This window comes from Pallidibacillus thermolactis, from assembly GCF_025660415.1.
Classification (GTDB): Bacteria; Bacillota; Bacilli; order Bacillales; family Caldibacillaceae; genus Pallidibacillus; species Pallidibacillus thermolactis.
The window spans coordinates 41921-65262 of the sequence record NZ_JAOUSE010000002.1 but is presented as its reverse complement, the minus strand read 5'-3'; the positions used below and the strand labels follow the sequence as shown (position 1 = coordinate 65262).

Below are 23342 nucleotides of genomic sequence, written 5' to 3'. Positions count from 1 at the left end.
GGAAGGAAAACTGGTATAATTTACTAATGGAATAAGGATAGATCTTTACATTCATCTCATCACTACTAAACGGATCTTATCGAGATTTGAATTGTCACCTTATTCCTGTATACATATGCTTTTTTGAGGTTAAAGTGGAGGATGGACTATGTTTTATAATAAATTTTTCAAGAAGCAAACAGTGCCTAAAACTGTTGCTGAACGTATGGATAAAATAAAATCATCCGTGATTCCAAGACATGTAGCGATCATAATGGATGGAAATGGAAGGTGGGCTAAAAAACGTTCTTTACCTAGAGTAGCGGGACACCATGAAGGAATGAAAGTAGTTCGAAACATTACGATTTTAGCAAATGATCTCGGAATCGAAACGCTTACAATGTTTGCTTTTTCAACTGAAAACTGGAAGCGACCGAAAAGTGAAGTTGATTTTTTAATGAATCTTCCAGAAGAGTTTTTAAAAATTTATTTACCTGAACTTGTTGAAAAAAATGTAAAAGTGCAAATGATTGGAGATCGCACGCAAATCCCTAAACATACACTTCGCGCAGTGGATAAAGCAATTCATGATACGAAAAATAATAATGGCTTGATATTAAATTTTGCTTTAAACTATGGTAGTCGCGCTGAAATTATACACGCGGTGAAAGAAATTGCCCATGATCTTAAAGATGGGAAAATTCTTGAAGAACATATTTCGGAAGAATTATTTTCTAATTATTTAATGACAAAACATTTACCGGATCCAGATTTATTAATTCGTACAAGCGGAGAAATTCGATTAAGTAATTTTATGCTGTGGCAATTAGCCTATACTGAATTTTGCTTTACGGATGTGTTGTGGCCGGATTTTGATGAAGACGAGTTTTTAAAAGCAATAGAACAATATCAAAAACGATCACGTCGATTTGGCGGAATTTAAAGGTGGGTTTTCATGATACAGCGAATAATCACAGGAGTCATTGCAGCATTAATTTTTTTGCCATTAACATTCATCGGAGGAATTCCGTTTTTAATCTTAATTTATGCGATGGCTTCCGTTGCCTTATTTGAAGTTTTAAGGATGAAAAATATAGACATACGATCTTTTCCTGGAATATTTTCATTATTGATATTATGGGTATTTTTAATTCCAATTGATCAGTATCCATTATTTTCATTTCTAGATTTAGAATTAAAAATTGAACTTATCTTTTTCGGTTTCCTTATTTTAATGACATATTCGATTATGAGTCATAACAAATTTTCTTTCGAAAATGTGGCTTATTCAGTTTTAACGATTTTATACATAGGGATTGGCTTTTTTTATATTATTGAAACGAGAATGGAAGGGATTTTATATATCTTTTTTGCTCTATTTCTCATTTGGGCTACGGATTCAGGGGCCTACTTTATTGGAAGAAAATTTGGTAAAAAGAAACTGGCACCGACAATTAGCCCCAACAAAACGGTGGAAGGTTCGATTGGCGGCGTCATTTGTGCATTAATTGTTATGCTGATCTTTTTCTTCTTCACTAATTTAGGACAAGAATATTCGTTAATCCGTTTATTTTTGATTACGATTGTTCTATCCGCATTTGGTCAGTTAGGTGATTTAGTGGAATCTGCTTTGAAACGACTTTACGATGTGAAGGATTCAGGGAATATCCTGCCAGGTCACGGTGGCATACTCGACCGGGTAGATAGCTGGCTATTTGTTATGCCGTTGTTACATTTTCTTCAATTCATATAGACAAATTTCGAATGAAGCAGCTGTTTTTTCATATATTTGAGGTGAGAGGGTATGAAAGGAATTAGTTTATTAGGTGCAACAGGTTCTATAGGCACTCAAACATTAGATTGTATACGATCCAACCCCGATCGTTTTAAATTACAGGCAATCGCAGTAGGAAGAAATCTTGATTTAACGAGAAAGATTATTCAAGAATTTCAACCATCAGTCGTATCTGTTCAATGTAAAGAAGATCAAGAAAAATTAAGAGCTGAGTTTTCAAGTCATATAAAGATTTATTATGGAGAAGAAGGATTAATCGAGGTAGCCACATATAAGGAATCACAAGTATTAGTAAATGCGATTTTAGGTAGTGTTGGTCTTTTACCGACACTAAAAGCGATTGAAGCAGGAAAAACGATCGCTATCGCGAATAAAGAAACGTTAGTAACAGCAGGGCACATTGTGATGGCAAAGGCAAAAGAGAAAAATGTCGCAATACTACCTGTAGATAGTGAACATTCCGCAATATTTCAATGTTTAAATGGGGAAAGTGATAAGGAAATAGAGAGATTAATAATTACCGCATCCGGTGGTAGTTTTCGAGATAAATCAAGGGCTGAATTAGAAAATGTGACAGTAGAAGATGCATTAAATCATCCAAATTGGTCCATGGGTGCAAAAATTACGATTGATTCGGCTACAATGATGAATAAAGGTCTCGAAGTGATTGAAGCCCATTGGTTATTTAATCAACCGTATGAAAAAATCGATTGTTTACTTCACAGAGAAAGTACGATCCATTCAATGGTCGAATTCAAAGATGGCAGCATTATTGCACAACTTGGTACAGCAGATATGCGAATTCCCATTCAATATGCATTAACGTATCCAGAAAGAATTCCTACGAAATCGGAAAGATTGGATTTAGCAACAATTGGCAAACTTCATTTTGAAAAAATGGATTTTGATCGTTTCAGATGTTTACAATTTGCTTACGAAGCAGGAAAAATTGGTGGTACCTTACCTGTAGTCCTAAACGCCGCAAATGAAGTTGCTGTTCATGCATTTTTAGCTGGAGAAATTTCTTTTTTGCAAATTGAAGACTGGATTGAAAAAGCATTGACCTCCCATCAAGTTATTGCCAATCCAGATTTACAGACTATTTTACAAGTTGATAAAGAAACACGAGAAGTTGTTAGCCGATATTAATGAGTAGTTTTTTAAAAATGAAGACAAGTTATTTTTTATTCATGAGAAAATAGAATAAAATTAATTGTAAATCTTATTTTCACAAAGGTGGGGTAATCATTGTGAGTACACTGTCAACTGTCTTAGCATTTATATTATTGTTTGGAGCCCTTGTATTTTTTCACGAATTAGGTCATTTCCTTTTCGCCAAAAGAGCAGGGATCTTATGTCGTGAATTTGCCATAGGTTTTGGTCCCAAATTATTTGCCTTCAAAAAAAATGAAACTGTTTATACGATTCGATTATTACCCCTCGGTGGATATGTGCGTATGGCCGGTGAAGATCCCGAATTAATCGAATTAAAGCCTGGGCTTCGGGTAGGTTTAATATTGGATAATGAAGAAACCGTTCAAAAAATTATCCTTAATCAAAAGAGTAAATATCCAAATGCAAGAATTATTGAAATTGAGCGGGCAGACATTGAAAAAGATCTATTTATCCAAGGTATTGAAGAAGAGGACGATGAACAAAGTAAAATTTATAAAATTGACCCAAAAGCCCAGATTGTTGAAAATGGAGTTGAAAATCAAATTGCTCCATTAGATCGTCAATTTGCAAGTAAACCACTACTAGCAAGAACATTAACAATATTTGCTGGTCCTCTTTTTAATTTTCTTTTAGCCATTGTTGTTTTCATTATTATCGGATTGTTACAAGGTGTACCTTCTGAAGAAGCAAAGCTAGGGGTTATTACTGAAGATGGTGCGGCCATTGAAGCTGGATTAAAAGAAGGGGATACTGTTCAAGCCATTGATGGTGAAAAAGTGGAAACTTGGACAGAAATTGTTGAAATTGTCCGTGATAACCCTGGTGAAACATTAACGTTCCAAATAGAACGAGATAACGAAAACATCGAAATTGATGTTGTACCGAAGGAAGTGGAAGGACAAGGTAAAATCGGTGTATATGCCCCGATGGATCAATCAGTATTAAGTGCTTTTACTTATGGATTTACAGAGACTTGGTTTTGGATTAAAACGATTTTCATCATTTTAGGAGATTTGATTAGTGGGGGATTTACGATTGATGCCTTTGGCGGTCCTGTTGCCATTTACGCTTCCACAGAAATGGTTGCAGAATCAGGGTTCTTTAATTTATTACGTTGGGGCGCAATGCTAAGTATAAACTTGGGGATTATGAATTTACTTCCAATACCAGCCCTTGATGGTGGAAGACTAACGTTTTTTGCCATTGAAGCATTACGGGGTAAACCTGTAAGTAAAGAAAAAGAAGGTTTTGTCCATTTGATTGGTTTTTCATTACTCATGTTGCTTATGATACTAGTAACATGGAACGATATTCAACGATTCTTTTTAAAATAGAAAATAGAATAGACTTTGAGGTGTAAAAAATGAAGCAAAGCAATACTTTTATTCCTACTTTAAGAGAAGTTCCATCAGATGCAGAAATTAAAAGTCATAAACTATTACTACGCGCCGGTTTCATCCGTCAAGTGGCTAGTGGTGTTTATACGTATATGCCGTTAGGCTGGCGTGTTTTACAAAAGATTGAAAAAATTGTCCGTGAAGAAATGGATAAAGCCGGTGGTGTTGAATTATTAATGCCAGCATTACAACCGGCAGAACTTTGGCAAGAATCCGGGCGTTGGAATGATTATGGTCCTGAATTGATGCGTTTAAATGATCGTCATGAACGACCATTTGCTCTCGGTCCAACTCATGAAGAAGTAATTACTGCACTTGTTCGTGATGAGATAAAATCATATAAACGGTTACCATTAACCTTGTATCAAATCCAAACAAAATTCCGTGATGAAAAACGCCCGAGAATGGGATTACTTCGCGGAAGGGAATTTGTAATGAAAGATGCATATTCATTCCATACCACGAGAGAAAGTCTTGATGAAACGTATGAGAAAATGTACGAAGCATATTCGAATATATTCTCAAGATTAGGCTTGAATTTCCGAGCCGTTATTGCCGATTCTGGATCAATTGGTGGAAAAGGTACCCATGAATTCATGGTATTATCTGAAATTGGTGAAGATACAATCGCTTTTTCTGATGAATCTGACTATGCTGCAAATATTGAGATGGCTGAAGTCGTCACAACCTATAATAAAAAGGATGAACCATTAAAAGAATTACAAAAAGTCAATACTGGTGAACATAAAACGATTGAAGATGTTGTAACCTTCTTAAAAATTCAGTCCGAAGATACGATAAAATCATTATTATTTAAAGTTGACGGCGAATTTGTTCTTGTTCTAGTTCGTGGTGACCATGAAGTAAATGATGTGAAAGTGAAAAATTTACTAGATGCTTCAGTTGTTGAACTAGCAACACCAGAAGAGACTGAACGAATCATCGGTTGTCAAATTGGCAACGTCGGACCTATCGGTGTTCAAAATGTAAAAGTGATTGCAGATATTGCAGTCCAGTATATTGTTAACGGTGTTTGTGGTGCCAATGAAGAACACATGCATTATGTAAATGTTAACCCTGATCGTGATTTTCAAGTAGACACATACGCAGATCTTCGCTTTATTCAAGAAGGAGATCCTTCACCAGATGGTAAAGGCACAGTAAAATTTGCAAAAGGTATTGAAGTTGGTCATGTATTTAAACTAGGTACAAAATATAGTAATGCATTAAATGCAACTTTTCTTGATGAAAATGGTCGTTCTCAACCAATGATTATGGGTTGCTATGGAATCGGTATTTCAAGATTAATGATGGCCATCGCTGAACAATTTGCAGATGATAAAGGACTTGTATGGCCAGAGGTTGTTTCTCCATATCAAGTTCATATCCTTATTGTTAATATGAAAGACGAAACCCAAACGTCTTTAGGCTTTGATGTTTATCATCGATTACAAAAAGCAGGTTTCGAAGTATTATTAGATGATCGAAATGAACGTGCCGGTGTAAAATTTGCTGACAGTGATCTAATTGGCATACCAACAAGAATTACTATTGGTAAAAAAGCTAGTGACGGAATCGTTGAGATGAAAGATCGTCAAACAGGTGAAGTGAAAGAAATCGCTGTTGACCAAATGATAAATGAACTAGCAAAAGCATAATATATTTGGGGCTGACTATTCATTCAGCCTCCTTTTCTTTTTACTTGAATGTAAGCAACAATAACGAACTGATAGAAATATTGGTTTATGTTATAATAGTCCATGACATTTTTGATGCGTCTTTTAGTAGAGGTATGGATGAAGAAAATCTGTAATCCTACGGGGGGATTATATGAATCAAATGAATAAACATAAAGAGCATTTTCAAATTCTTTTACAACAATTAAATTTAAGGGAAGATCAATATTTTCCATATTTTAAAAATGGTGAAATCGAAAAGTTAGTAATAGAGAAGAAAGCCAGAAAATGGGAGTTTCATTTTTTACTTGAATCGGTCCTTCCTTTCCAAGTCTTTCTCCCCTTTACGACTCGATTAAAAGAAACGTTTGCAGAAATTGCTACAATTTCTTTTATGATTAAAACCCTTAATCAAGAAGTAAATGGACAAATTGTACAAGAATATTGGAAATATATTATTCAACAGTTGGACGGAATGTCTCCTGTACTATTAACCTTGTTGAATGATCAGGTTCCGAAAATAGCAGGGAACAAAATAATTGTCCAAGCACGAAATGATACGGAACGTATAACTTTAAAGAAAAAATATGCGCCTATTATTTTAAATTTATACCAACAATATGGTTTTCCACCGCTTCAATTCGATGTTGATGAAAACTATCAAACAAACGATGAAATATATCAACAGTTCCTTATTGAGCGTCAAAAAGAAGATGAAGAACGAGCCAAACAAGCGGTATTGGACATGCAAAAACCTGTTGTTGAAAACAAAGAAGAAAATGAGGAACAAGGTCCGCTTATCATTGGTTATCCAATTCAAGGAGATCAAGAGTACCGTACTTTAAATGAAATTACAGAAGAAGAGCGCAGGATCGTTGTTGAAGGTTATATTTTTGCATGTGAAACGAAAGAATTGCGTAGTGGTCGAACATTACTAGAATTTAAAATGACTGATTATACCAATTCCATTCTTGTAAAAATGTTTTCTAAAGACAATAAGGAAGATAAAGAAAAACTAAACCGTATAAAAAAAGGTATGTGGGTTAAAGTACGCGGGAATGTCCAAAATGATACGTTTGTTAGAGATTTAGTTTTAATGGCTAACGATATTAATGAAATAAAACCAAAGGGCATTCGAAAAGATCTCGCGCCAGAAGGAGAAAGACGTGTTGAACTACATGCCCATACTCAAATGAGCCAAATGGATGCTGTAGTTTCGGCGAGTGACTTAATTGCACAGGCAGCCAAATGGGGGCATAAGGCAGTAGCCATAACTGATCACGCTGTTGTTCAATCCTTTCCAGAAGCTTATAAACAAGCAAAAAAACAAGGAATTAAAGTTATTTATGGTGTTGAAGCAAATCTTGTTGATGACGGTGTTCCAATCGTCTATAATCCGACTAATTGGAATTTAGAAGACGCCACATATGTTGTATTTGATGTTGAAACGACAGGTCTTTCAGCGGTTTATAATACGATAATTGAACTTGCTGCAGTTAAAATTAAGAATGGAGAAGTCATTGATAAGTTCGAATCTTTTGCTAATCCACATCATCCTTTATCTGCTTTTACAATTGAATTAACAGGCATTACGGATGATATGGTAAAAGATGCTCCTGATCCTGAAGAAGTGTTACAACGCTTTTATGATTGGAGTCGCGATTCCATCATCGTTGCTCATAACGCTTCCTTCGATACAGGCTTTTTAAATGTTGGGTATCAAAAAATAGGAAAAGGAAAATACACCGATCCGACAATTGATACGTTAGAGTTAGCAAGATTTATTTTTCCTGATATGAAAAATCATCGATTAAATACGTTAGCAAAAAAACTAAATGTAGAACTGACACAGCATCATCGGGCAATATATGACGCAGAAGCAACAGGCTTTATACTTATAAAACTATTAAAAGAGGCTAAAGAAAAAGGGATTACATGCCTCGATGAATTAAATGAATACAGTAAAAGTGATACAAGTTACAAAAGAAGTAGACCATATCATGCAACATTACTTGCTCAAAATCAAGTAGGACTTAAAAATATATTTAAACTCGTTTCGGAGTCCCATGTGAATTATTTTTATCGTGTACCACGTATCCCAAGATCTGTGCTAATGGAGTATCGTGAAGGGATATTAGTTGGCTCTGCATGTGATAAAGGTGAAGTTTTTGAAACAGCACAACAAAAATCCGTCGAGGAACTCGAAGAAGTGGCGAAATTCTATGACTTTTTAGAAGTTCATCCGAAGGCTGTGTATGCTCATTTAATTGAAAATGACACCGTTCAAAGTGAAGAACAACTGGAAGAAACGATAAAGAAAATTATTCAAGTCGGCGATAAATTAAACATTCCAGTTGTAGCAACAGGAAACGTACACTATTTGCATCCAAGAGATAAAATATATCGTAAAATTTTAATAAATTCGCAAGGTGGTGCTAACCAACTCAATCGTTGGAAGTTACCAGATGTACATTTCCGAACAACTGATGAAATGTTGGAAGCTTTTCAATTTTTAGGCGAAGAAAAGGCGAAAGAAATTGTTGTTCATAATACGAATAAAATTGCTGATTCAATTGAAGAGATTCAAGTTATCCGTGACCAACTATATACACCTAAAATTGAAGGTGCAGAAGATAAAGTAACGAATATGAGCTATGAAAAGGCGAAAAAAATTTATGGTGATCCTCTTCCTGAAATAATTGAAAAACGCTTGGAAAAAGAATTGAAAAGTATTATCGGAAATGGATTCGCGGTTATTTATTTAATTTCCCATGAACTTGTAAAAAAATCATTAAGTGATGGTTACTTAGTTGGTTCTCGGGGGTCTGTCGGTTCATCCTTTGTTGCAACGATGATGGAAATTACAGAAGTAAATCCAATGCCACCGCATTATGTATGTCCAAATTGTAAACATTCGGAATTTATCACAGACGGTTCCATTGGTAGTGGTTTTGACTTACCTGATAAACAATGTCCAAAATGTGGAACGTTTTATAATAAAGATGGACAGGATATACCGTTTGAAACATTTCTTGGCTTTAATGGAGATAAGGTACCAGACATCGACTTAAACTTCTCAGGAGAATATCAGCCACGAGCTCACAATTATACGAAAGTATTATTCGGTGAAGATTATGTGTATCGAGCAGGAACAATTGGTACTGTTGCGGATAAAACGGCTTACGGATATGTAAGAGGCTTTGAAGAAGATCATAATATTCATTTACGTAACGCAGAACGAGAACGATTATCGATGGGCATGACCGGGGTTAAAAGAACAACGGGTCAACACCCAGGAGGAATTATCGTCATCCCAGATTATATGGATGTTTATGATTTCACACCAATCCAATATCCAGCCGATGATCAAAGTGCAGAGTGGCGAACTACTCATTTTGATTTCCATTCCATTGATGCCAATGTATTGAAACTTGACATTCTTGGTCACGATGATCCTACGGTTCTGCGGATGCTACAAGAATTGAGTGGCATAGATCCAAGAACAATTCCAACCGATGACCCTGAAGTAATGGGGATTTTTAGTGGTCCTGAGCCATTAGGTGTAACTGAAGAACAGATTATGTGTAAAACCGGTACACTCGGCATTCCTGAATTCGGAACACGGTTTGTCCGTCAAATGTTAGAGGAAACTCATCCTTCGACATTCTCGGAATTATTACAAATCTCAGGTCTTTCCCATGGGACCGATGTTTGGCTAGGGAATGCCCAAGAATTAATTCGAAACGGCATTTGTACGTTAAAAGATGTTATTGGTTGTCGTGACGATATTATGGTAGGGTTAATGTATTATGGGTTAGAGCCTTCTAAAGCATTTAAAATTATGGAATCAGTCCGTAAAGGTCGTGGCTTAACAGAAGAAATGGAAGCAGATATGCGAGCCCACGATGTTCCTGATTGGTATATTGATTCATGTAAAAAAATAAAATATATGTTCCCTAAAGCTCACGCTGCAGCATATATTTTAAACGCCGTACGAATTGCATGGTTTAAAGTTCATCACCCACTGTTATATTACGCAACATATTTTACCGTTCGTGCAGAGGACTTTGATATTGATGTAATGACAAGTGGTGCTAATGCAATACGTAAACGGCTTAACGAAATTTATGAAAAAGGTTTAGATGCATCTCCGAAAGAAAAAAGTTTATTAACTGTATTAGAACTTGCGCTTGAAATGTGTGAACGTGGATATTCTTTTAAAAAGATTGATCTTTATAAATCAGATGCCCATGAGTTTAAAATTGATGGTGATGCTTTAATCTTACCATTTGATGCGATTCCAGGATTAGGTACGAATGCTGCATATAATATCGTAAGAGCCCGTGAAGAAGGAGAATTTTTATCAAAAGAAGACTTACAACAAAGAGGGAAAGTATCTAAAACCATTATGGAGTTTTTAGAAAATCACGGGGCGCTGGAAGGTTTACCAGATCAAAATCAGTTATCTCTATTCTAAAATTTATTAAAGTCAGTTTGAACTCACAGCCCATGGATGCTTGTGATATTGCATTAAATTAACAGATATGGTATAGTTTTATTGGTAATTCTAATTTATAGTCACTAAAAAAAGAGTGGGGGATTCCTCACTCTTTAAGTTTTGTCTAAATTTTTTAATCAGGAAAACGTACGTACATAGTTGCCATTACGTAAAGATGTAATTCTTAAAAATCTACACATAATATCGTTATAAGGAAAATGGGCAAATGGTATTTTCTAATGCGAATAGAATCAGAAAGGAGGGTCTTTATGAGTAAAGTAACAGAAATTGTTAAGCAATTGGCAACGCCGATTGTTAATGAACTAGGTTTAGAAATTGTGGATATCGAATATGTAAAAGAAGGTCAAAACTGGTTTTTACGTCTTTATATTGACAAAGATGATGGTGTTGATATTGAAGAATGTGGTATCGTAAGTGAGCGTTTAAGTGAAAAACTTGATGAAATCGACCCGATTCCACACAATTATTATTTAGAAGTATCATCCCCAGGGGCTGAACGTCCTTTAAAAAAAACTTCTGATTTTACAAAAGCGATAGGAAAAAATGTACATGTGAAAACATATGAGCCAATTGATGGTGAAAAGATATTCGAAGGCATTTTAAAAGAGTTTGATGGAGATACAGTCGTAGTTGAAATTAAAATAAAAACAAGGAAAAAAATTGTTTCAATACCTTATGATAAAATAGCACTTGCCCGGTTAGCTATTTCATTTTCATAGTTCATAAAAATGGCACTTAATAGTATGAGGAAATTAAAGGGGGATGCCACTGATGAGTAGTGAATTGTTAGATGCTTTAGATATGCTCGAAAAAGAAAAAGGAATTTCTAGAGATATTATTATTGAAGCTATTGAAGCTGCACTTGTATCAGCTTATAAGCGAAATTTTAATCAAGCACAAAATGTACGTACGAATTTTAATTTAACAACAGGCTCTATGCATGTATATGCAAGAAAAGAAGTTGTTGATGAAGTCTTTGATTCTCGTTTAGAAATTTCCCTTGATGAAGCTAGGAAAATAAATCCGAATTATGATATTGGGGATATTGTTGAAATTGAAGTTACACCAAAAGATTTTGGAAGAATAGCCGCACAAACGGCAAAACAAGTAGTTACTCAACGTGTTAGAGAAGCTGAACGTGGCATCATTTATGAAGAATTTATCGATCGTGAAGATGACATTATGACAGGCATTGTCCAACGTAAAGATAATCGATTTGCCTATGTGACATTAGGGAGAGCTGAAGCACTACTTCCAACAAGTGAACAAATGCCAAATGAACAATATAGTCATAACGATCGAATTAAAGTTTATATTACAAAAGTTGAAAAAACGACAAAAGGGCCTCAAATCTATATTTCAAGAACCCATCCGAACTTATTGAAGCGGTTATTTGAATTAGAAGTTCCTGAAATTTTTGATGGAACCGTAGAAATTATGTCGGTTGCAAGAGAAGCAGGAGACCGTTCTAAAATATCTGTTCATTCTGATAATCCCGAAGTAGATCCAGTCGGTGCTTGTGTAGGACCAAAGGGGTCTCGAGTTCAAGCTGTCGTAGATGAATTAAACGGAGAAAAAATTGATATTGTTAAATATTCAAAGGATCCTGTTGAATTTGTCGCCAATGCTTTAAGTCCTTCGAAAGTGTTAGAAGTTATTGTCAATGAAGAAGAAAAATCAACAGTAGTAATTGTCCCAGACTATCAACTTTCTTTAGCAATTGGTAAACGTGGTCAAAACGCGCGCCTTGCTGCAAAACTAACAGGTTGGAAAATCGATATAAAGAGTGAATCTGATGCAAGGGAAGCAGGGATCTATCCTGTTGAAGAACCGTTATTTTCTCCAGAAATAACACTTGATGATATTACTGTTGATGCTGAAGAGTGGGAGAAAGATTCGGATTCTGTTCATGAATCGATTACCGATGAAGATAAATAAGAGGTGATATGGCATGAACAAAAAAAGAAAAATTCCGATGCGTAAATGTATTGCAACAGGTGAGATGTATCCTAAAAAAGAACTTTTAAGAATCGTAAGATCAAAAGAAGGAGAAGTATCCATTGACCCAACGGGTAAGAAAAATGGAAGAGGCGCATACTTGTTAAAAGATAAAGAGGCAGTATTAAAAGCAAAACAAAAAAATCTATTAAAGCAGCATTTACAAGCTGATATCGATGAAAGTTTTTATGATGAAATTGTAGCTTTCATTGAAAAGGAGAACATTTCAAAATAATGAAACAAGAAAAATGGTTGTCCTTACTAGGACTTGCAAATCGAGCTAGAAAACTAGTAACCGGAGAAGAACTAGTAACAAAAGAAATTCAAAAACAACGTGTTCATTTCGTCCTACTTGCAAATGATGCTTCCAAAAACACGATGAAAACAATTTTAAATAAATGTAACTATTATAATATTCCCGTTAAACAAGTATCAGACAGATATACTTTAGGGAATGCGATCGGTAAAGAAGCACGAGTTGTAATTGGAATTTTAGATAAAGGATTCTCTGATAAGTTAAAACAATTGCTCGATTAAATTCAATGGGGGTGAAACAATGACAAAAATGCGCGTATATGAATATGCCAAAAAAAATAATTTAACCAGTAAAGATGTCATTGAAAAATTAAAACAATTAAATATCGAAGTTTCCAATCATATGACGACAATTGAAGAAAATGTGATACGACAATTGGATCAATCCTTCGGTTATACGAAACCTGTAACTGAAAAAGAAAATAAAAATTCAAATGATAAGCGTGAAAAATCAAATCATCAAGTAAACTCTCATAATAAACATGCGAATCATAAACCAGCACAAAAAATGAAACCAGCTAAGAAAGCACCAGCAAAAGTGAAACCTGTTCCAAAAAAAGTGAAACCAGGTGTGATTGCTGATCAAGATGAATTAGATGATGTGGTTGCACCAACAAAAGAAAAAGTGAAAACAGCACCTAAAACAAAAGAAGGAAAAAAATACGATCAAGAATTCAAATCAAAAGAGAAAAAAGCGTTTAATCGTAATAAAAATAAAGGTAAAGGAAAAGCAGGAAATAAGAAAAATAATCAACAAAAACAAGTTACGCAAAATCCTGCTCCGAAAAAAGAAAAAGAATTACCGAAAAAAATTACGTATACAGATTCACTTACTGTTGGCGAATTAGCGAAAAAATTACATCGTGAACCATCTGAGATTATTAAAAAATTATTTATGCTAGGAGTAATGGCTACGATTAACCAAGACTTAGATAAAGATGCCATTGAACTCATTGCAAGTGAGTATGGGGTAGAAGTAGAAGAAAAAGTAAGTTTAGATGTGTCCGATTTAGAGGCTTTCATTACAGAAGATTCACCTGAAGAATTAACGGAACGTCCACCTGTCGTTACAATTATGGGACACGTTGACCATGGGAAAACAACACTTTTAGATTCCATTCGTCATTCTAAAGTTACACAAGGCGAAGCAGGTGGAATTACACAACATATTGGTGCTTATCAAATTGAGTCCGATGGCAAGAAAATCACATTCCTTGACACTCCAGGACACGCTGCATTTACTACAATGCGTGCACGCGGTGCGAAGGTTACCGATTTAACCATATTAGTTGTTGCCGCTGATGATGGAGTTATGCCACAAACAGTCGAAGCAATTAACCATGCAAAAGCAGCAGAAGTACCAATTATTGTTGCTGTTAATAAAATTGATAAACCGACAGCTAACCCGGATCGTGTAATGCAAGAGCTAACTGAACATGGATTAATTGCTGAAGATTGGGGCGGCGACACTATTTTTGTTCCGATTTCTGCTTTAACAGGTGAAGGAATAGATCAATTATTAGAGATGGTCTTGCTTGTGAGTGAAATGGAAGAGTTAAAAGCAAACCCAAATCGAAATGCCTACGGTACAGTCATTGAAGCAAAACTTGATAAAGGAAGGGGTTCTGTTGCTACGTTACTTGTTCAAAATGGAACGTTAAAAGTTGGAGATCCGATTGTAGTAGGAAATACGTTTGGCCGTGTTCGAGCGATGGTCAATGATCTCGGAAGACGAGTAAAAGAAGCTGGCCCATCGACTCCAGTTGAAATTACTGGACTTCATGAAGTTCCGCAAGCCGGAGATCGTTTTGTTGTTTTTGATGATGAAAAAACAGCTCGCCAAGTAGGAGAAGCTCGTGCCCAAAAAGCATTACAAGAAACACGTAATGAGACAGCACGAGTTAGCCTAGATAAGTTGTTTGAGCAAATGAAACAAGGCGATATTAAAGAATTAAACATCATTGTAAAAGCGGATGTACAAGGAACTGTTGAAGCATTAACAGCATCATTACAAAAAATTGATGTTGAAGGTGTAAAAGTAAATATTATTCATAATGGTGTTGGAGCGATTACTGAATCTGATATCATTTTGGCAACTGCTTCAAATGCCATCATTATTGGATTTAATGTTCGTCCGACTCCAAATGCAAAAAGTATGGCTGAGCAGGAAAATGTTGATATTCGTTTACACCGGATTATTTATAAAGCTATCGAAGAAATTGAACAAGCGATGAAAGGTTTACTTGACCCTGAATATGAAGAAAAAGTCATTGGTCAGGTAGAAGTTAGACAGACATTTAAAGTATCTAAAGTCGGTACGATTGCTGGTTCTTATGTTACAGATGGAAAAATTACACGTGACAGTTCAGTTCGTTTAATTCGAGACGGAATTGTTATTTTTGAAGGAGAAATTGATACATTAAAACGATATAAAGATGATGTAAAAGAAGTGGCCCAAGGTTATGAATGTGGTATAACCATTAAAAACTTTAATGATATTAAAGAAGGAGACATCATTGAAGCATATATAATGGAGGAAGTTACACCGAAATGATTTTGGCCGCTGAAATTGAATGTTTCATATATGATGCCCAATCATTAAAAGAAAAACGTTCCGTTTTAAAACGTGTTATGGCGAGAATTCGTAATCAATTTAATGTATCCATAGCAGAAACGGATTATCAAAACGTTTGGCAACGGACAACGATCAAAATAGTGACCGTAGCCTCATCGAAAGTAATAGCGGAACAAGAGTTTCAAAAAACATTAACATTAATTGACTCTTTTCCAGAGATAGAAAGAACGTTAACTCATATTGAGTGGCTTTAATTTAGAGGTGATGAATTTGTCTATTCGGTCAAAACAAGTTGGCGAACAAATGAAAAAGGAATTAAGTGATATCATTAGTCGCAAACTTAAAGATCCTAGAGTTGGATTTGTAACAGTGACAGATGTGGAAGTAAGTGGAGATCTTCAACAAGCAACGGTTTTTATCTCGGTTCTAGGAGACGATAAGAAAAAAGAAGAAACGTTAATTGGCCTATCAAAGGCGAAAGGATTTATCCGTTCTGAAATAGGGAAGCGGATCAGACTTCGTAAAACACCTGAAATCTTTTTTGAATTTGACGAATCGATTGATTATGGAAATCGGATTGAGACATTACTAAATCAAATTCAGCGTGAAGAAAATAAAGAAGATGAATAAACTTTGTAGGGTCTGACTTTGAGTCAGCCCTTTTTTTCAAGTGAGGTGATCGGTAATTTTATGCAAGAGAAAAAAGAATTAAATGGTATTCTTCCATTATGGAAGCCAGCTGGCATGACATCCCACGACTGTGTCATGAAAATTAGAAAATGGTTGAAAACGAAAAAGGTTGGACATACAGGAACATTAGATCCAAATGTAACGGGTGTTTTACCAATTTGTGTAGGACAGGCTACAAAAGTAGTCCAATATTTAACAGACGCAGGAAAAAGTTACATTGGAGAAGTAACGATTGGTGTTTCTACTACAACTGAAGATGCGGACGGAGAAGTTGTTAAACAGAAAAAAATCGCTAAACCTATAAAACGTGATGAATTACTAGCAGTGCTTAATCAACTAACAGGAGAAATTGAACAGATTCCACCAATGTTTTCTGCGGTAAAAGTAAAAGGGAAACGATTGTATGAATATGCACGAGAAGGAATTTCAGTTGAAAGACCGAAAAGGCGCGTCACAATATATGAACTAACCTTATTAGATGATAAGGAAATATTTACTGGGGATACCATTCGATTTTCAATTAAAGTTAATTGTAGTAAAGGAACATATATCCGAACGTTAGCGGTAATGATCGGCGAGCAACTGGGTTATCCTGCTCATATGTCAAATCTGGTTCGTATTGCTTCAGCAGGTATTAGACAACAGGACTGTTTTACCTTTACCGAAATCGAAGATAAATTGGATACGGATAATATAGATGATCTTTTGTTACCAATCGAAGTCGCTCTAAATGAATTGCCGAAATTAGAAATTCATGATACATTAGCTAGTAGAGTAAGAAATGGAGCGGTACTTCCCATTCCGGAACCATTCGAAAATTACGAAGGCCCTATAGCCATAATCTATCAAGGAAAAGTTATTGCTATATATAAGCAACATCCAACAAAAGTTGGAATGATGAAGCCTGATCGAGTTTTAGTCTTCGAATAATGAAAGGTGCGTAAAACAGTGAAAGTCATAAGATTAGAAATACCAAATAAATTAACGAGTAAAGATCTACCACCACTCTCTCTTGCCATCGGTTTTTTTGATGGTGTACATATTGGGCATCAACAAGTGATTTTAACAGCTAAAAAAATCGCTGACGAGAACAATTGGAAAAGTGCCGTTATGACCTTTGATCCTTCACCAAAAGAAGTACTTAGTAAACATCCAGAAAACGTAAAATATATCACACTACTTGATGAAAAAATAAGAAGGATAGAAGAGCTCGGAATTGACTATTTATTTATTGTACCGTTTACGAGGGAATTCGCCTCATTTTTGCCTGAAGATTTTATTGATAATTATATTATTCAGTTGAACGTGAAACATCTAACAGCTGGGTTTGATTATACATATGGTAAATTTGGTAAAGGTACGATGAAAACGATTGAACAACATGGCAAAGGTCATTTTAAAGCTACGACTGTTGAGAAAGTAACAAAAAATAATAATAAAATCAGTTCAACCATTATACGGTCACTTATTTCCGAAGGTAACGTGGAAGAAACGAAACATTATTTAGGAAGATATTATACGATGGAAGGCTATGTTATCCATGGAGAAAAGCGGGGAAGAAAATTAGGATTTCCTACAGCCAATCTACAAATTGATGATCGTTATATTTATCCAAAAAACGGTGTATATGTTGTAAGGTTATATGTCAATAGTACTTGGGTTAACGGTGTTGCAAGTATAGGATATAATCCTACTTTTAACGATGAAAAAACAAAAAGATTTGTTGAAGTATATTTACTCGATTTCGATGATGATATTTATGGTCAAAGTGTCATTTTAGAATGGCGAAAATACTTACGTGATGAATTGAAATTTGACTCAATTGAAGCATTGATTGAACAAATCAAACAAGATGTACAAGAAACAAGAAATTATTTTAACCAAGTAAGTTCTTAATGTCTGAGTTTGTGTTCGTTTGGTTAAACTATATTTAGATATATTGATTTCTAAATTTAGACTTGCAAATTAACGAAAAAAATAGTATTCTTAATACCGTGATATGAACCTTTGCTTGGCATTTCGACTACTCCGACGATTTGCTAGGTTGAGGGGATGTTGAATAAATAGGAGGTGAACATCAATGGCTTTGACACAAGAACGTAAAAATGAGATTATTGCGCAATACAGAACTCATGAAGGAGATACTGGTTCTCCAGAAGTTCAAATTGCTATCCTAACAGAAAAGATCAACCTTTTAAATGAGCATTTAAAAACTCATAAAAAAGACCACCATTCTCGTCGTGGTTTAATGAAAATGGTTGGTAAACGTCGTAATCTATTAGCTTATTTGCGTAATAAAGACGTACAACGTTACCGTGAGTTAATTAACAAACTAGGACTACGCAGATAAAACAAAAGCGGGAATTTTCCCGCTTTTTTGTTAGCAAATTTTTAAATTACTTAAATTACATAATTAAAAATACGAGTAAATATGTCAAAATATATATATACCAAAAACTTATCGTTTGAGAAATCCTGTATTGCTTACAATACATAATAAGATCTTAAATGTTTTTGTATGATTAAGAAAGGAGATATTATTTTTATGGAGAGTGAAAAACAAACATTTTCCTTCGAATGGGCAGGACGTCCACTTGTTGTTGAAATTGGACAACTTGCTAAACAAGCAAATGGTTCTTGTCTAATTCGTTACGGAGAAAGTGCTGTACTTGTTACAGCAACCGCTTCAAAAGAAGCGAAAGCCGTTGACTTCTTTCCACTAACAGTGAATTATGAAGAAAGATTATATGCTGTAGGTAAAATACCTGGTGGTTTTATAAAACGGGAAGGTAGACCAAGTGAACATGCTACACTTTCATCTCGTTTAATTGACCGACCAATCCGTCCGTTATTTCCAGATGGATTCCGTAATGAAGTACAAGTTGTAGCAATGGTCATGAGTGTGGATCAAGATTGTTCACCGGAAATGGCTGCTATGCTCGGTGCTTCCGTTTCTTTATCCATTTCAGATATTCCGTTTTCAGGTCCTATTGCAGGCGTTGTTGTAGGATTAGTGGATGGTGAATTCGTGATAAACCCAACTGTTGAACAGGCGGAAAGAAGTGAAATGCATTTAACCGTTGCTGGTACAAAAGATGCCATAAACATGGTTGAGGCTGGTGCAAATGAAGTATCAGAAGAAACAATGTTAGATGCCATTATGTTTGCCCATGAAGAAATTAAACGTCTGATTGCCTTCCAAGAAGAAATTGTTAAAGCGTGCAGTAAAGAAAAGATGGAAGTTACCTTATTTGAAATTGATTCTGAAATTGAATCAGCAGTTCGTGGACTTTGCGAAAAAGAAATGATTGAAGCAATTCAAGTACAAGAAAAACATGCGCGGGAAGATGCAATTAATGCAGTCAAAGAAAAAGTTTTGACAAAGTATGAAGAACAAGAAGCGGATGAAGAAACGATTAAACAAGTTCATCATGTGTTAGATAAAATTGTAAAAGAAGAAGTACGTCGTTTAATTACAGTTGAAAAGATTCGCCCAGACGGTCGAAAAGTTGATGAGATACGACCACTTTCTTCTGCTGTCGGGATTTTACCACGGGCTCATGGTTCCGGTTTATTTACGCGAGGACAAACGCAAGCTTTAAGTGTATGTACACTAGGTGCGCTTGGTGATGTTCAAATCTTGGACGGAATCGGACTAGAAGAATCGAAACGGTTTATGCATCATTACAACTTCCCACCATTTTCAGTTGGTGAAACTGGTCGCATGGGATCTCCAGGTAGAAGAGAAATCGGTCATGGTGCATTAGGGGAACGTGCATTAGAACCAATTATCCCGTCTGAAAAGGACTTTCCATACACGATCCGTCTTGTATCTGAAGTTTTAGAGTCGAATGGATCTTCATCACAAGCTAGCATTTGTGGTTCGACCCTTGCTTTAATGGATGCAGGTGTTCCGATTAAAGCTCCAGTATCAGGAATTGCAATGGGACTTGTTATGTCTGGTGAACATTACACCATTTTATCTGATATTCAAGGGATGGAAGACCACTTAGGTGATATGGACTTTAAAGTTGCTGGTACGTCTAAAGGTATTACAGCATTACAAATGGATATAAAAATTGAAGGTATAACAAGGGAAATTATTAAAGAAGCATTGGAACAAGCGAAAAAAGGTCGTGCGGAAATACTTGAACACATGTTATCGACCATTCGCGAACCTCGGAAACAATTATCAATTTATGCACCGAAAATTACTTCAATGCATATTAATCCAGAAAAAATTGGTGATGTCATAGGACCAAGTGGGAAAAATGTGAAAAAAATTATTGAAGAAACTGGTGTTAAAATCGATATTGAACAAGATGGTACAGTGTATATTTCATCGGTTGATCAATCTGCAAACGATAAAGCAAGAAAAATTATTGAAAATATCGTTCGTGAAGTTGAAGTGGGTCAAATTTATCTTGGTAAAGTAAAACGAATTGAAAAATTCGGTGCCTTTGTTGAAATATTTAGTGGTAAAGATGGACTTGTTCATATTTCCGAACTTGCAGAGGAACGTGTTGGAAAAGTGGAAGATGTTGTATCGATCGGTGATGAGATATTAGTTAAAGTAACGGATATTGATAAACAAGGGCGTATAAATTTATCTCGTAAAGCTGTATTACGGGAACAAAAGAAGAACAATCAATAATTTTGCGAGAATAAAATCAATAGAATGAATGGGGAAATCCTTTTGGATCACCCCATAAAATCCATAATGACAGGACTTTCTCATTTAGAGTAAGGTCCGTTTTTAATATTATAAATTATTATGTGAATTGTTGAACAATAAAAATCTGTTTTTTTCATAAACGTTCTATCTTGTCCCATTTGTACATATTATGATTTAGGGAGGAATGTTTATGAAAAAATTTCCGATAATGCGCATCGTACTTCTATTACTTATTCCAATTATTGCTTTTTTTATTGTTCAAAATCCGTTTACTACTAAATACGTTAAAAAGTTAAGATCAGATGTAATAGATGTTTCAGCTAGTAAAGATAGTCTATATTCCGAAATTGAAAAGAAAGCGTCTGAGTATGAAATTCCACCTCAAGATGCTAAAATTGATAAGGTGTGGAAAAAAATTCCAGGTTATAATGGAATTGCAGTTAATATTAACGCATCCTTTGAAAATATGAGAGATGATGGCGTTTTCGTAGAAGAAGAATTAGTATTTGAACAAATTAAACCAAAAGTTCACCTTAAAGATTTACCAGCATCTCCTATTTTTAAAGGACACCCAGAAAAGCCAATGATAGCCATTACATTTAATGTTGCGTGGGGTAATGAATATCTTTCATCAATTTTAGCTACATTGAAAAAGCATAGTGTGTATGCTACTTTTTTTATCGAGGGCAGATGGGCGAAAGAAAATCCGAATTTTGTTCGTATGATCTACGAAGGTGGGCACGAAATAGGTAATCATTCATATTCTCATCCAGATATGAAACAGTTGAGTGCAGAAAAAATAAAAAAACAATTGCATGATACAAATGAAATTATTAAAGCAACGATTGGGAAAACACCAACCTTATTTGCACCTCCTAGCGGTAGTTACAATGATCAGGTTGTCAAGATTGCTCATGATATGAATATGGAAACGATTATGTGGTCAATTGATACGATTGATTGGAAAGATCCTCCTCCACAAACATTAATACAACGTGTGACAAAACAACTTCACAATGGTGCAATTATTCTTGCACACCCAACTGAATCAACTTCTAAAGCACTGGATACATTATTAACAAAAATAAAAGATGAAGGATATCGTTTAGGAACCATTTCTAACTTGTTAGATGAAAAGAGAATTATGAATTAATTTGTTCGAAGTTTAAAAAAACAACATTAGGAGGAAATATACTTGATAAAAAAATATACTTGCAAAAATGGTGTTCGCATCATACTAGAAGAAATGCCGATATTACGATCTGTAGCGATTGGAATCTGGGTAAAGACTGGTTCACGCAATGAAAGCCCGGAAATAAATGGAATTTCTCATTTTATTGAACATATGTTTTTCAAAGGGACGAAGTCACGTTCTGCTAAAGAAATTGCGGAAAGCTTTGATCGTATCGGTGGGCAAGTGAATGCCTTTACATCTAAGGAATACACATGTTTTTATGCGAAAGTATTAGATACCCATGCATCTTATGCGTTAGAAGTACTTTCAGACATGTTCTTTAATTCAGTTTTCGATGAAAAAGAATTGGAAAAAGAAAGAAAAGTTGTACTTGAAGAAATAAAAATGTATGAAGATACACCAGATGATATCGTCCATGATTTACTTAGTAAAGCGATTTATGAAAATCATCCTTTAGGTTATCCAATTTTAGGAACGGAAGAAACATTACAATCTTTTACCAATGATATGTTAAAACAATATATTCACAGTACATATACACCTGAGAATGTTGTTATCTCTGTAGCTGGAAATATAACGGACTCATTTATTCAAGAAATTGAAGAAATATTTGGCTCATATGAAGCCGGTACATCAGAGGATAAGAAAATGAAGCCGGTATTCAATAAAAACTGTCTTACTAGGAAAAAGGATACAGAGCAAGTTCACCTATGCTTAGGGTTTGAGGGGTTACCAATTGGTAGTGATGATATTTACCATTTAATTATTGCTAACAATATTTTAGGTGGAAGCATGAGTAGTCGATTATTCCAAGAAGTTCGTGAACAAAAGGGACTTGCTTACTCAATTTTTTCTTATCATTCATCTTTTGAAGATAGCGGTATTGTTGCGATTTATGGTGGAACAGGTGCTGACCAATTAGATCTACTATTTGATACTATTCAATACACACTTGATACATTTGTTCACGATGGAATTACTGAAAAAGAACTGATAAATACAAAAGAACAATTAAAAGGGAATTTAATGCTAGGTCTTGAAGGAACGAATAGTCGGATGAGTCGAAACGGTAAAAATGAATTATTATTAGGTGAACATCGAACACCAGATCAAATGATTGAATTGATAGATTCGATTACAAAAGAGGATGTTAATCGGATGGCGAAAAGAATCTTTACAAAAGAGTTCTCTGTCGCCTTAATTAGCCCTGATGGCAAACTTCCAAAAGCATTACAATAAAATAAACATAAACACATGCAGACTAGATACAGTCTGCATTTTTCCTTGTCCAACTAATTCTAAAATGCAAACTTGCATAATACATTATAAAAAGAAGGACAGGAAAGGGTGAG

19 protein-coding genes are annotated in these 23342 nt (G+C 35.0%); all 19 read left to right on the top strand.

All coding sequences use genetic code 11. From position 1 onward, the window contains the following. The first annotated feature begins 148 nt into the window (after positions 1-148). The 19 genes from OEV82_RS01160 (at position 149) to OEV82_RS01070 (ending at position 23229) form a co-directional block, all read left to right on the top strand. Entirely contained in the window at positions 149-922 is a 774-nt protein-coding gene (locus OEV82_RS01160; protein ID WP_173658216.1) for an isoprenyl transferase, read from the top strand. A gap of 12 nt (positions 923-934) precedes the next feature. After that, complete coding sequence (locus OEV82_RS01155; RefSeq protein ID WP_173658217.1) at positions 935-1732, top strand: phosphatidate cytidylyltransferase; 798 nt, start codon at positions 935-937, stop codon at positions 1730-1732. A 51-nt stretch (positions 1733-1783) separates the two neighbouring features. Next, on the top strand, positions 1784-2923 hold the full coding sequence (gene dxr / locus OEV82_RS01150; RefSeq protein WP_173658218.1) for a 1-deoxy-D-xylulose-5-phosphate reductoisomerase: 1140 nt from the start codon (positions 1784-1786) through the stop codon (positions 2921-2923). A 110-nt stretch (positions 2924-3033) separates the two neighbouring features. After that, on the top strand, positions 3034-4284 hold the full coding sequence (rseP, locus tag OEV82_RS01145) for an RIP metalloprotease RseP (protein ID WP_173658233.1): 1251 nt from the start codon (positions 3034-3036) through the stop codon (positions 4282-4284). A gap of 29 nt (positions 4285-4313) precedes the next feature. After that, positions 4314-6005: a proline--tRNA ligase gene (locus tag OEV82_RS01140; RefSeq protein WP_173658219.1), complete on the top strand. Its 1692-nt coding sequence runs from the start codon at positions 4314-4316 to the stop codon at positions 6003-6005. A 172-nt stretch (positions 6006-6177) separates the two neighbouring features. Next, a complete protein-coding gene (locus OEV82_RS01135) occupies positions 6178-10500 on the top strand; it encodes a PolC-type DNA polymerase III (protein WP_263060737.1) in 4323 nt (1440 codons plus the stop codon). Between the two features lie 290 nt (positions 10501-10790). Then, positions 10791-11261, top strand: coding sequence for a ribosome maturation factor RimP (rimP, locus tag OEV82_RS01130; RefSeq protein ID WP_263060736.1), 471 nt, complete (start codon positions 10791-10793; stop codon positions 11259-11261). 52 nt (positions 11262-11313) lie between these two features. Next, entirely contained in the window at positions 11314-12480 is a 1167-nt protein-coding gene (gene nusA / locus OEV82_RS01125; RefSeq protein ID WP_263060734.1) for a transcription termination factor NusA, read from the top strand. 13 nt (positions 12481-12493) lie between these two features. Further along, on the top strand, positions 12494-12775 hold the full coding sequence (rnpM, locus tag OEV82_RS01120; protein ID WP_173658223.1) for an RNase P modulator RnpM: 282 nt from the start codon (positions 12494-12496) through the stop codon (positions 12773-12775). Beyond that, entirely contained in the window at positions 12775-13077 is a 303-nt protein-coding gene (locus tag OEV82_RS01115) for a YlxQ family RNA-binding protein (protein WP_173658224.1), read from the top strand. Before rnpM ends, OEV82_RS01115 begins: the two co-directional genes overlap by 1 nt. A 19-nt stretch (positions 13078-13096) precedes the next feature. Next, positions 13097-15409: a translation initiation factor IF-2 gene (infB, locus tag OEV82_RS01110; protein ID WP_263060733.1), complete on the top strand. Its 2313-nt coding sequence runs from the start codon at positions 13097-13099 to the stop codon at positions 15407-15409. Beyond that, a complete protein-coding gene (locus OEV82_RS01105; RefSeq protein WP_263060732.1) occupies positions 15406-15684 on the top strand; it encodes a DUF503 domain-containing protein in 279 nt (92 codons plus the stop codon). Before infB ends, OEV82_RS01105 begins: the two co-directional genes overlap by 4 nt. 10 nt (positions 15685-15694) lie before the next feature. Further along, entirely contained in the window at positions 15695-16060 is a 366-nt protein-coding gene (gene rbfA, locus OEV82_RS01100) for a 30S ribosome-binding factor RbfA (protein WP_377701707.1), read from the top strand. 60 nt (positions 16061-16120) lie between these two features. Continuing rightward, on the top strand, positions 16121-17050 hold the full coding sequence (gene truB / locus OEV82_RS01095) for a tRNA pseudouridine(55) synthase TruB (protein ID WP_173658234.1): 930 nt from the start codon (positions 16121-16123) through the stop codon (positions 17048-17050). An 18-nt stretch (positions 17051-17068) separates the two neighbouring features. After that, on the top strand, positions 17069-18016 hold the full coding sequence (locus OEV82_RS01090) for a bifunctional riboflavin kinase/FAD synthetase (RefSeq protein ID WP_263060731.1): 948 nt from the start codon (positions 17069-17071) through the stop codon (positions 18014-18016). Positions 18017-18200: 184 nt separating this feature from the next. Further along, a complete protein-coding gene (gene rpsO / locus OEV82_RS01085) occupies positions 18201-18470 on the top strand; it encodes a 30S ribosomal protein S15 (RefSeq protein WP_173658229.1) in 270 nt (89 codons plus the stop codon). A 195-nt stretch (positions 18471-18665) separates the two neighbouring features. After that, on the top strand, positions 18666-20774 hold the full coding sequence (gene pnp, locus OEV82_RS01080) for a polyribonucleotide nucleotidyltransferase (protein ID WP_173658230.1): 2109 nt from the start codon (positions 18666-18668) through the stop codon (positions 20772-20774). A gap of 211 nt (positions 20775-20985) precedes the next feature. Further along, positions 20986-21948, top strand: a complete 963-nt coding sequence (locus tag OEV82_RS01075) for a polysaccharide deacetylase family protein (RefSeq protein ID WP_173658231.1) — start codon at positions 20986-20988, stop codon at positions 21946-21948. Between the two features lie 42 nt (positions 21949-21990). Continuing rightward, a complete protein-coding gene (locus OEV82_RS01070; protein ID WP_263060730.1) occupies positions 21991-23229 on the top strand; it encodes a M16 family metallopeptidase in 1239 nt (412 codons plus the stop codon). Positions 23230-23342: the final 113 nt, after the last annotated feature.

Bases quoted from the DNA above. Each gene is read 5' to 3' on its own strand.
- pnp (WP_173658230.1), top strand. From the start codon at position 18,666: ATGGAGAGTGAAAAACAAACATTTTCCTTCGAATGGGCAGGACGTCCA.
- OEV82_RS01155 (WP_173658217.1), top strand. From the start codon at position 935: ATGATACAGCGAATAATCACAGGAGTCATTGCAGCATTAATTTTTTTG.
- OEV82_RS01135 (WP_263060737.1), top strand. From the start codon at position 6,178: ATGAATCAAATGAATAAACATAAAGAGCATTTTCAAATTCTTTTACAA.
- OEV82_RS01115 (WP_173658224.1), top strand. From the start codon at position 12,775: ATGAAACAAGAAAAATGGTTGTCCTTACTAGGACTTGCAAATCGAGCT.
- OEV82_RS01075 (WP_173658231.1), top strand. From the start codon at position 20,986: ATGAAAAAATTTCCGATAATGCGCATCGTACTTCTATTACTTATTCCA.
- rnpM (WP_173658223.1), top strand. From the start codon at position 12,494: ATGAACAAAAAAAGAAAAATTCCGATGCGTAAATGTATTGCAACAGGT.
- OEV82_RS01160 (WP_173658216.1), top strand. From the start codon at position 149: ATGTTTTATAATAAATTTTTCAAGAAGCAAACAGTGCCTAAAACTGTT.
- rimP (WP_263060736.1), top strand. From the start codon at position 10,791: ATGAGTAAAGTAACAGAAATTGTTAAGCAATTGGCAACGCCGATTGTT.
- rbfA (WP_377701707.1), top strand. From the start codon at position 15,695: ATGAATTTGTCTATTCGGTCAAAACAAGTTGGCGAACAAATGAAAAAG.
- truB (WP_173658234.1), top strand. From the start codon at position 16,121: ATGCAAGAGAAAAAAGAATTAAATGGTATTCTTCCATTATGGAAGCCA.
- nusA (WP_263060734.1), top strand. From the start codon at position 11,314: ATGAGTAGTGAATTGTTAGATGCTTTAGATATGCTCGAAAAAGAAAAA.
- infB (WP_263060733.1), top strand. From the start codon at position 13,097: ATGACAAAAATGCGCGTATATGAATATGCCAAAAAAAATAATTTAACC.
- OEV82_RS01140 (WP_173658219.1), top strand. From the start codon at position 4,314: ATGAAGCAAAGCAATACTTTTATTCCTACTTTAAGAGAAGTTCCATCA.
- rpsO (WP_173658229.1), top strand. From the start codon at position 18,201: ATGGCTTTGACACAAGAACGTAAAAATGAGATTATTGCGCAATACAGA.
- OEV82_RS01105 (WP_263060732.1), top strand. From the start codon at position 15,406: ATGATTTTGGCCGCTGAAATTGAATGTTTCATATATGATGCCCAATCA.
- dxr (WP_173658218.1), top strand. From the start codon at position 1,784: ATGAAAGGAATTAGTTTATTAGGTGCAACAGGTTCTATAGGCACTCAA.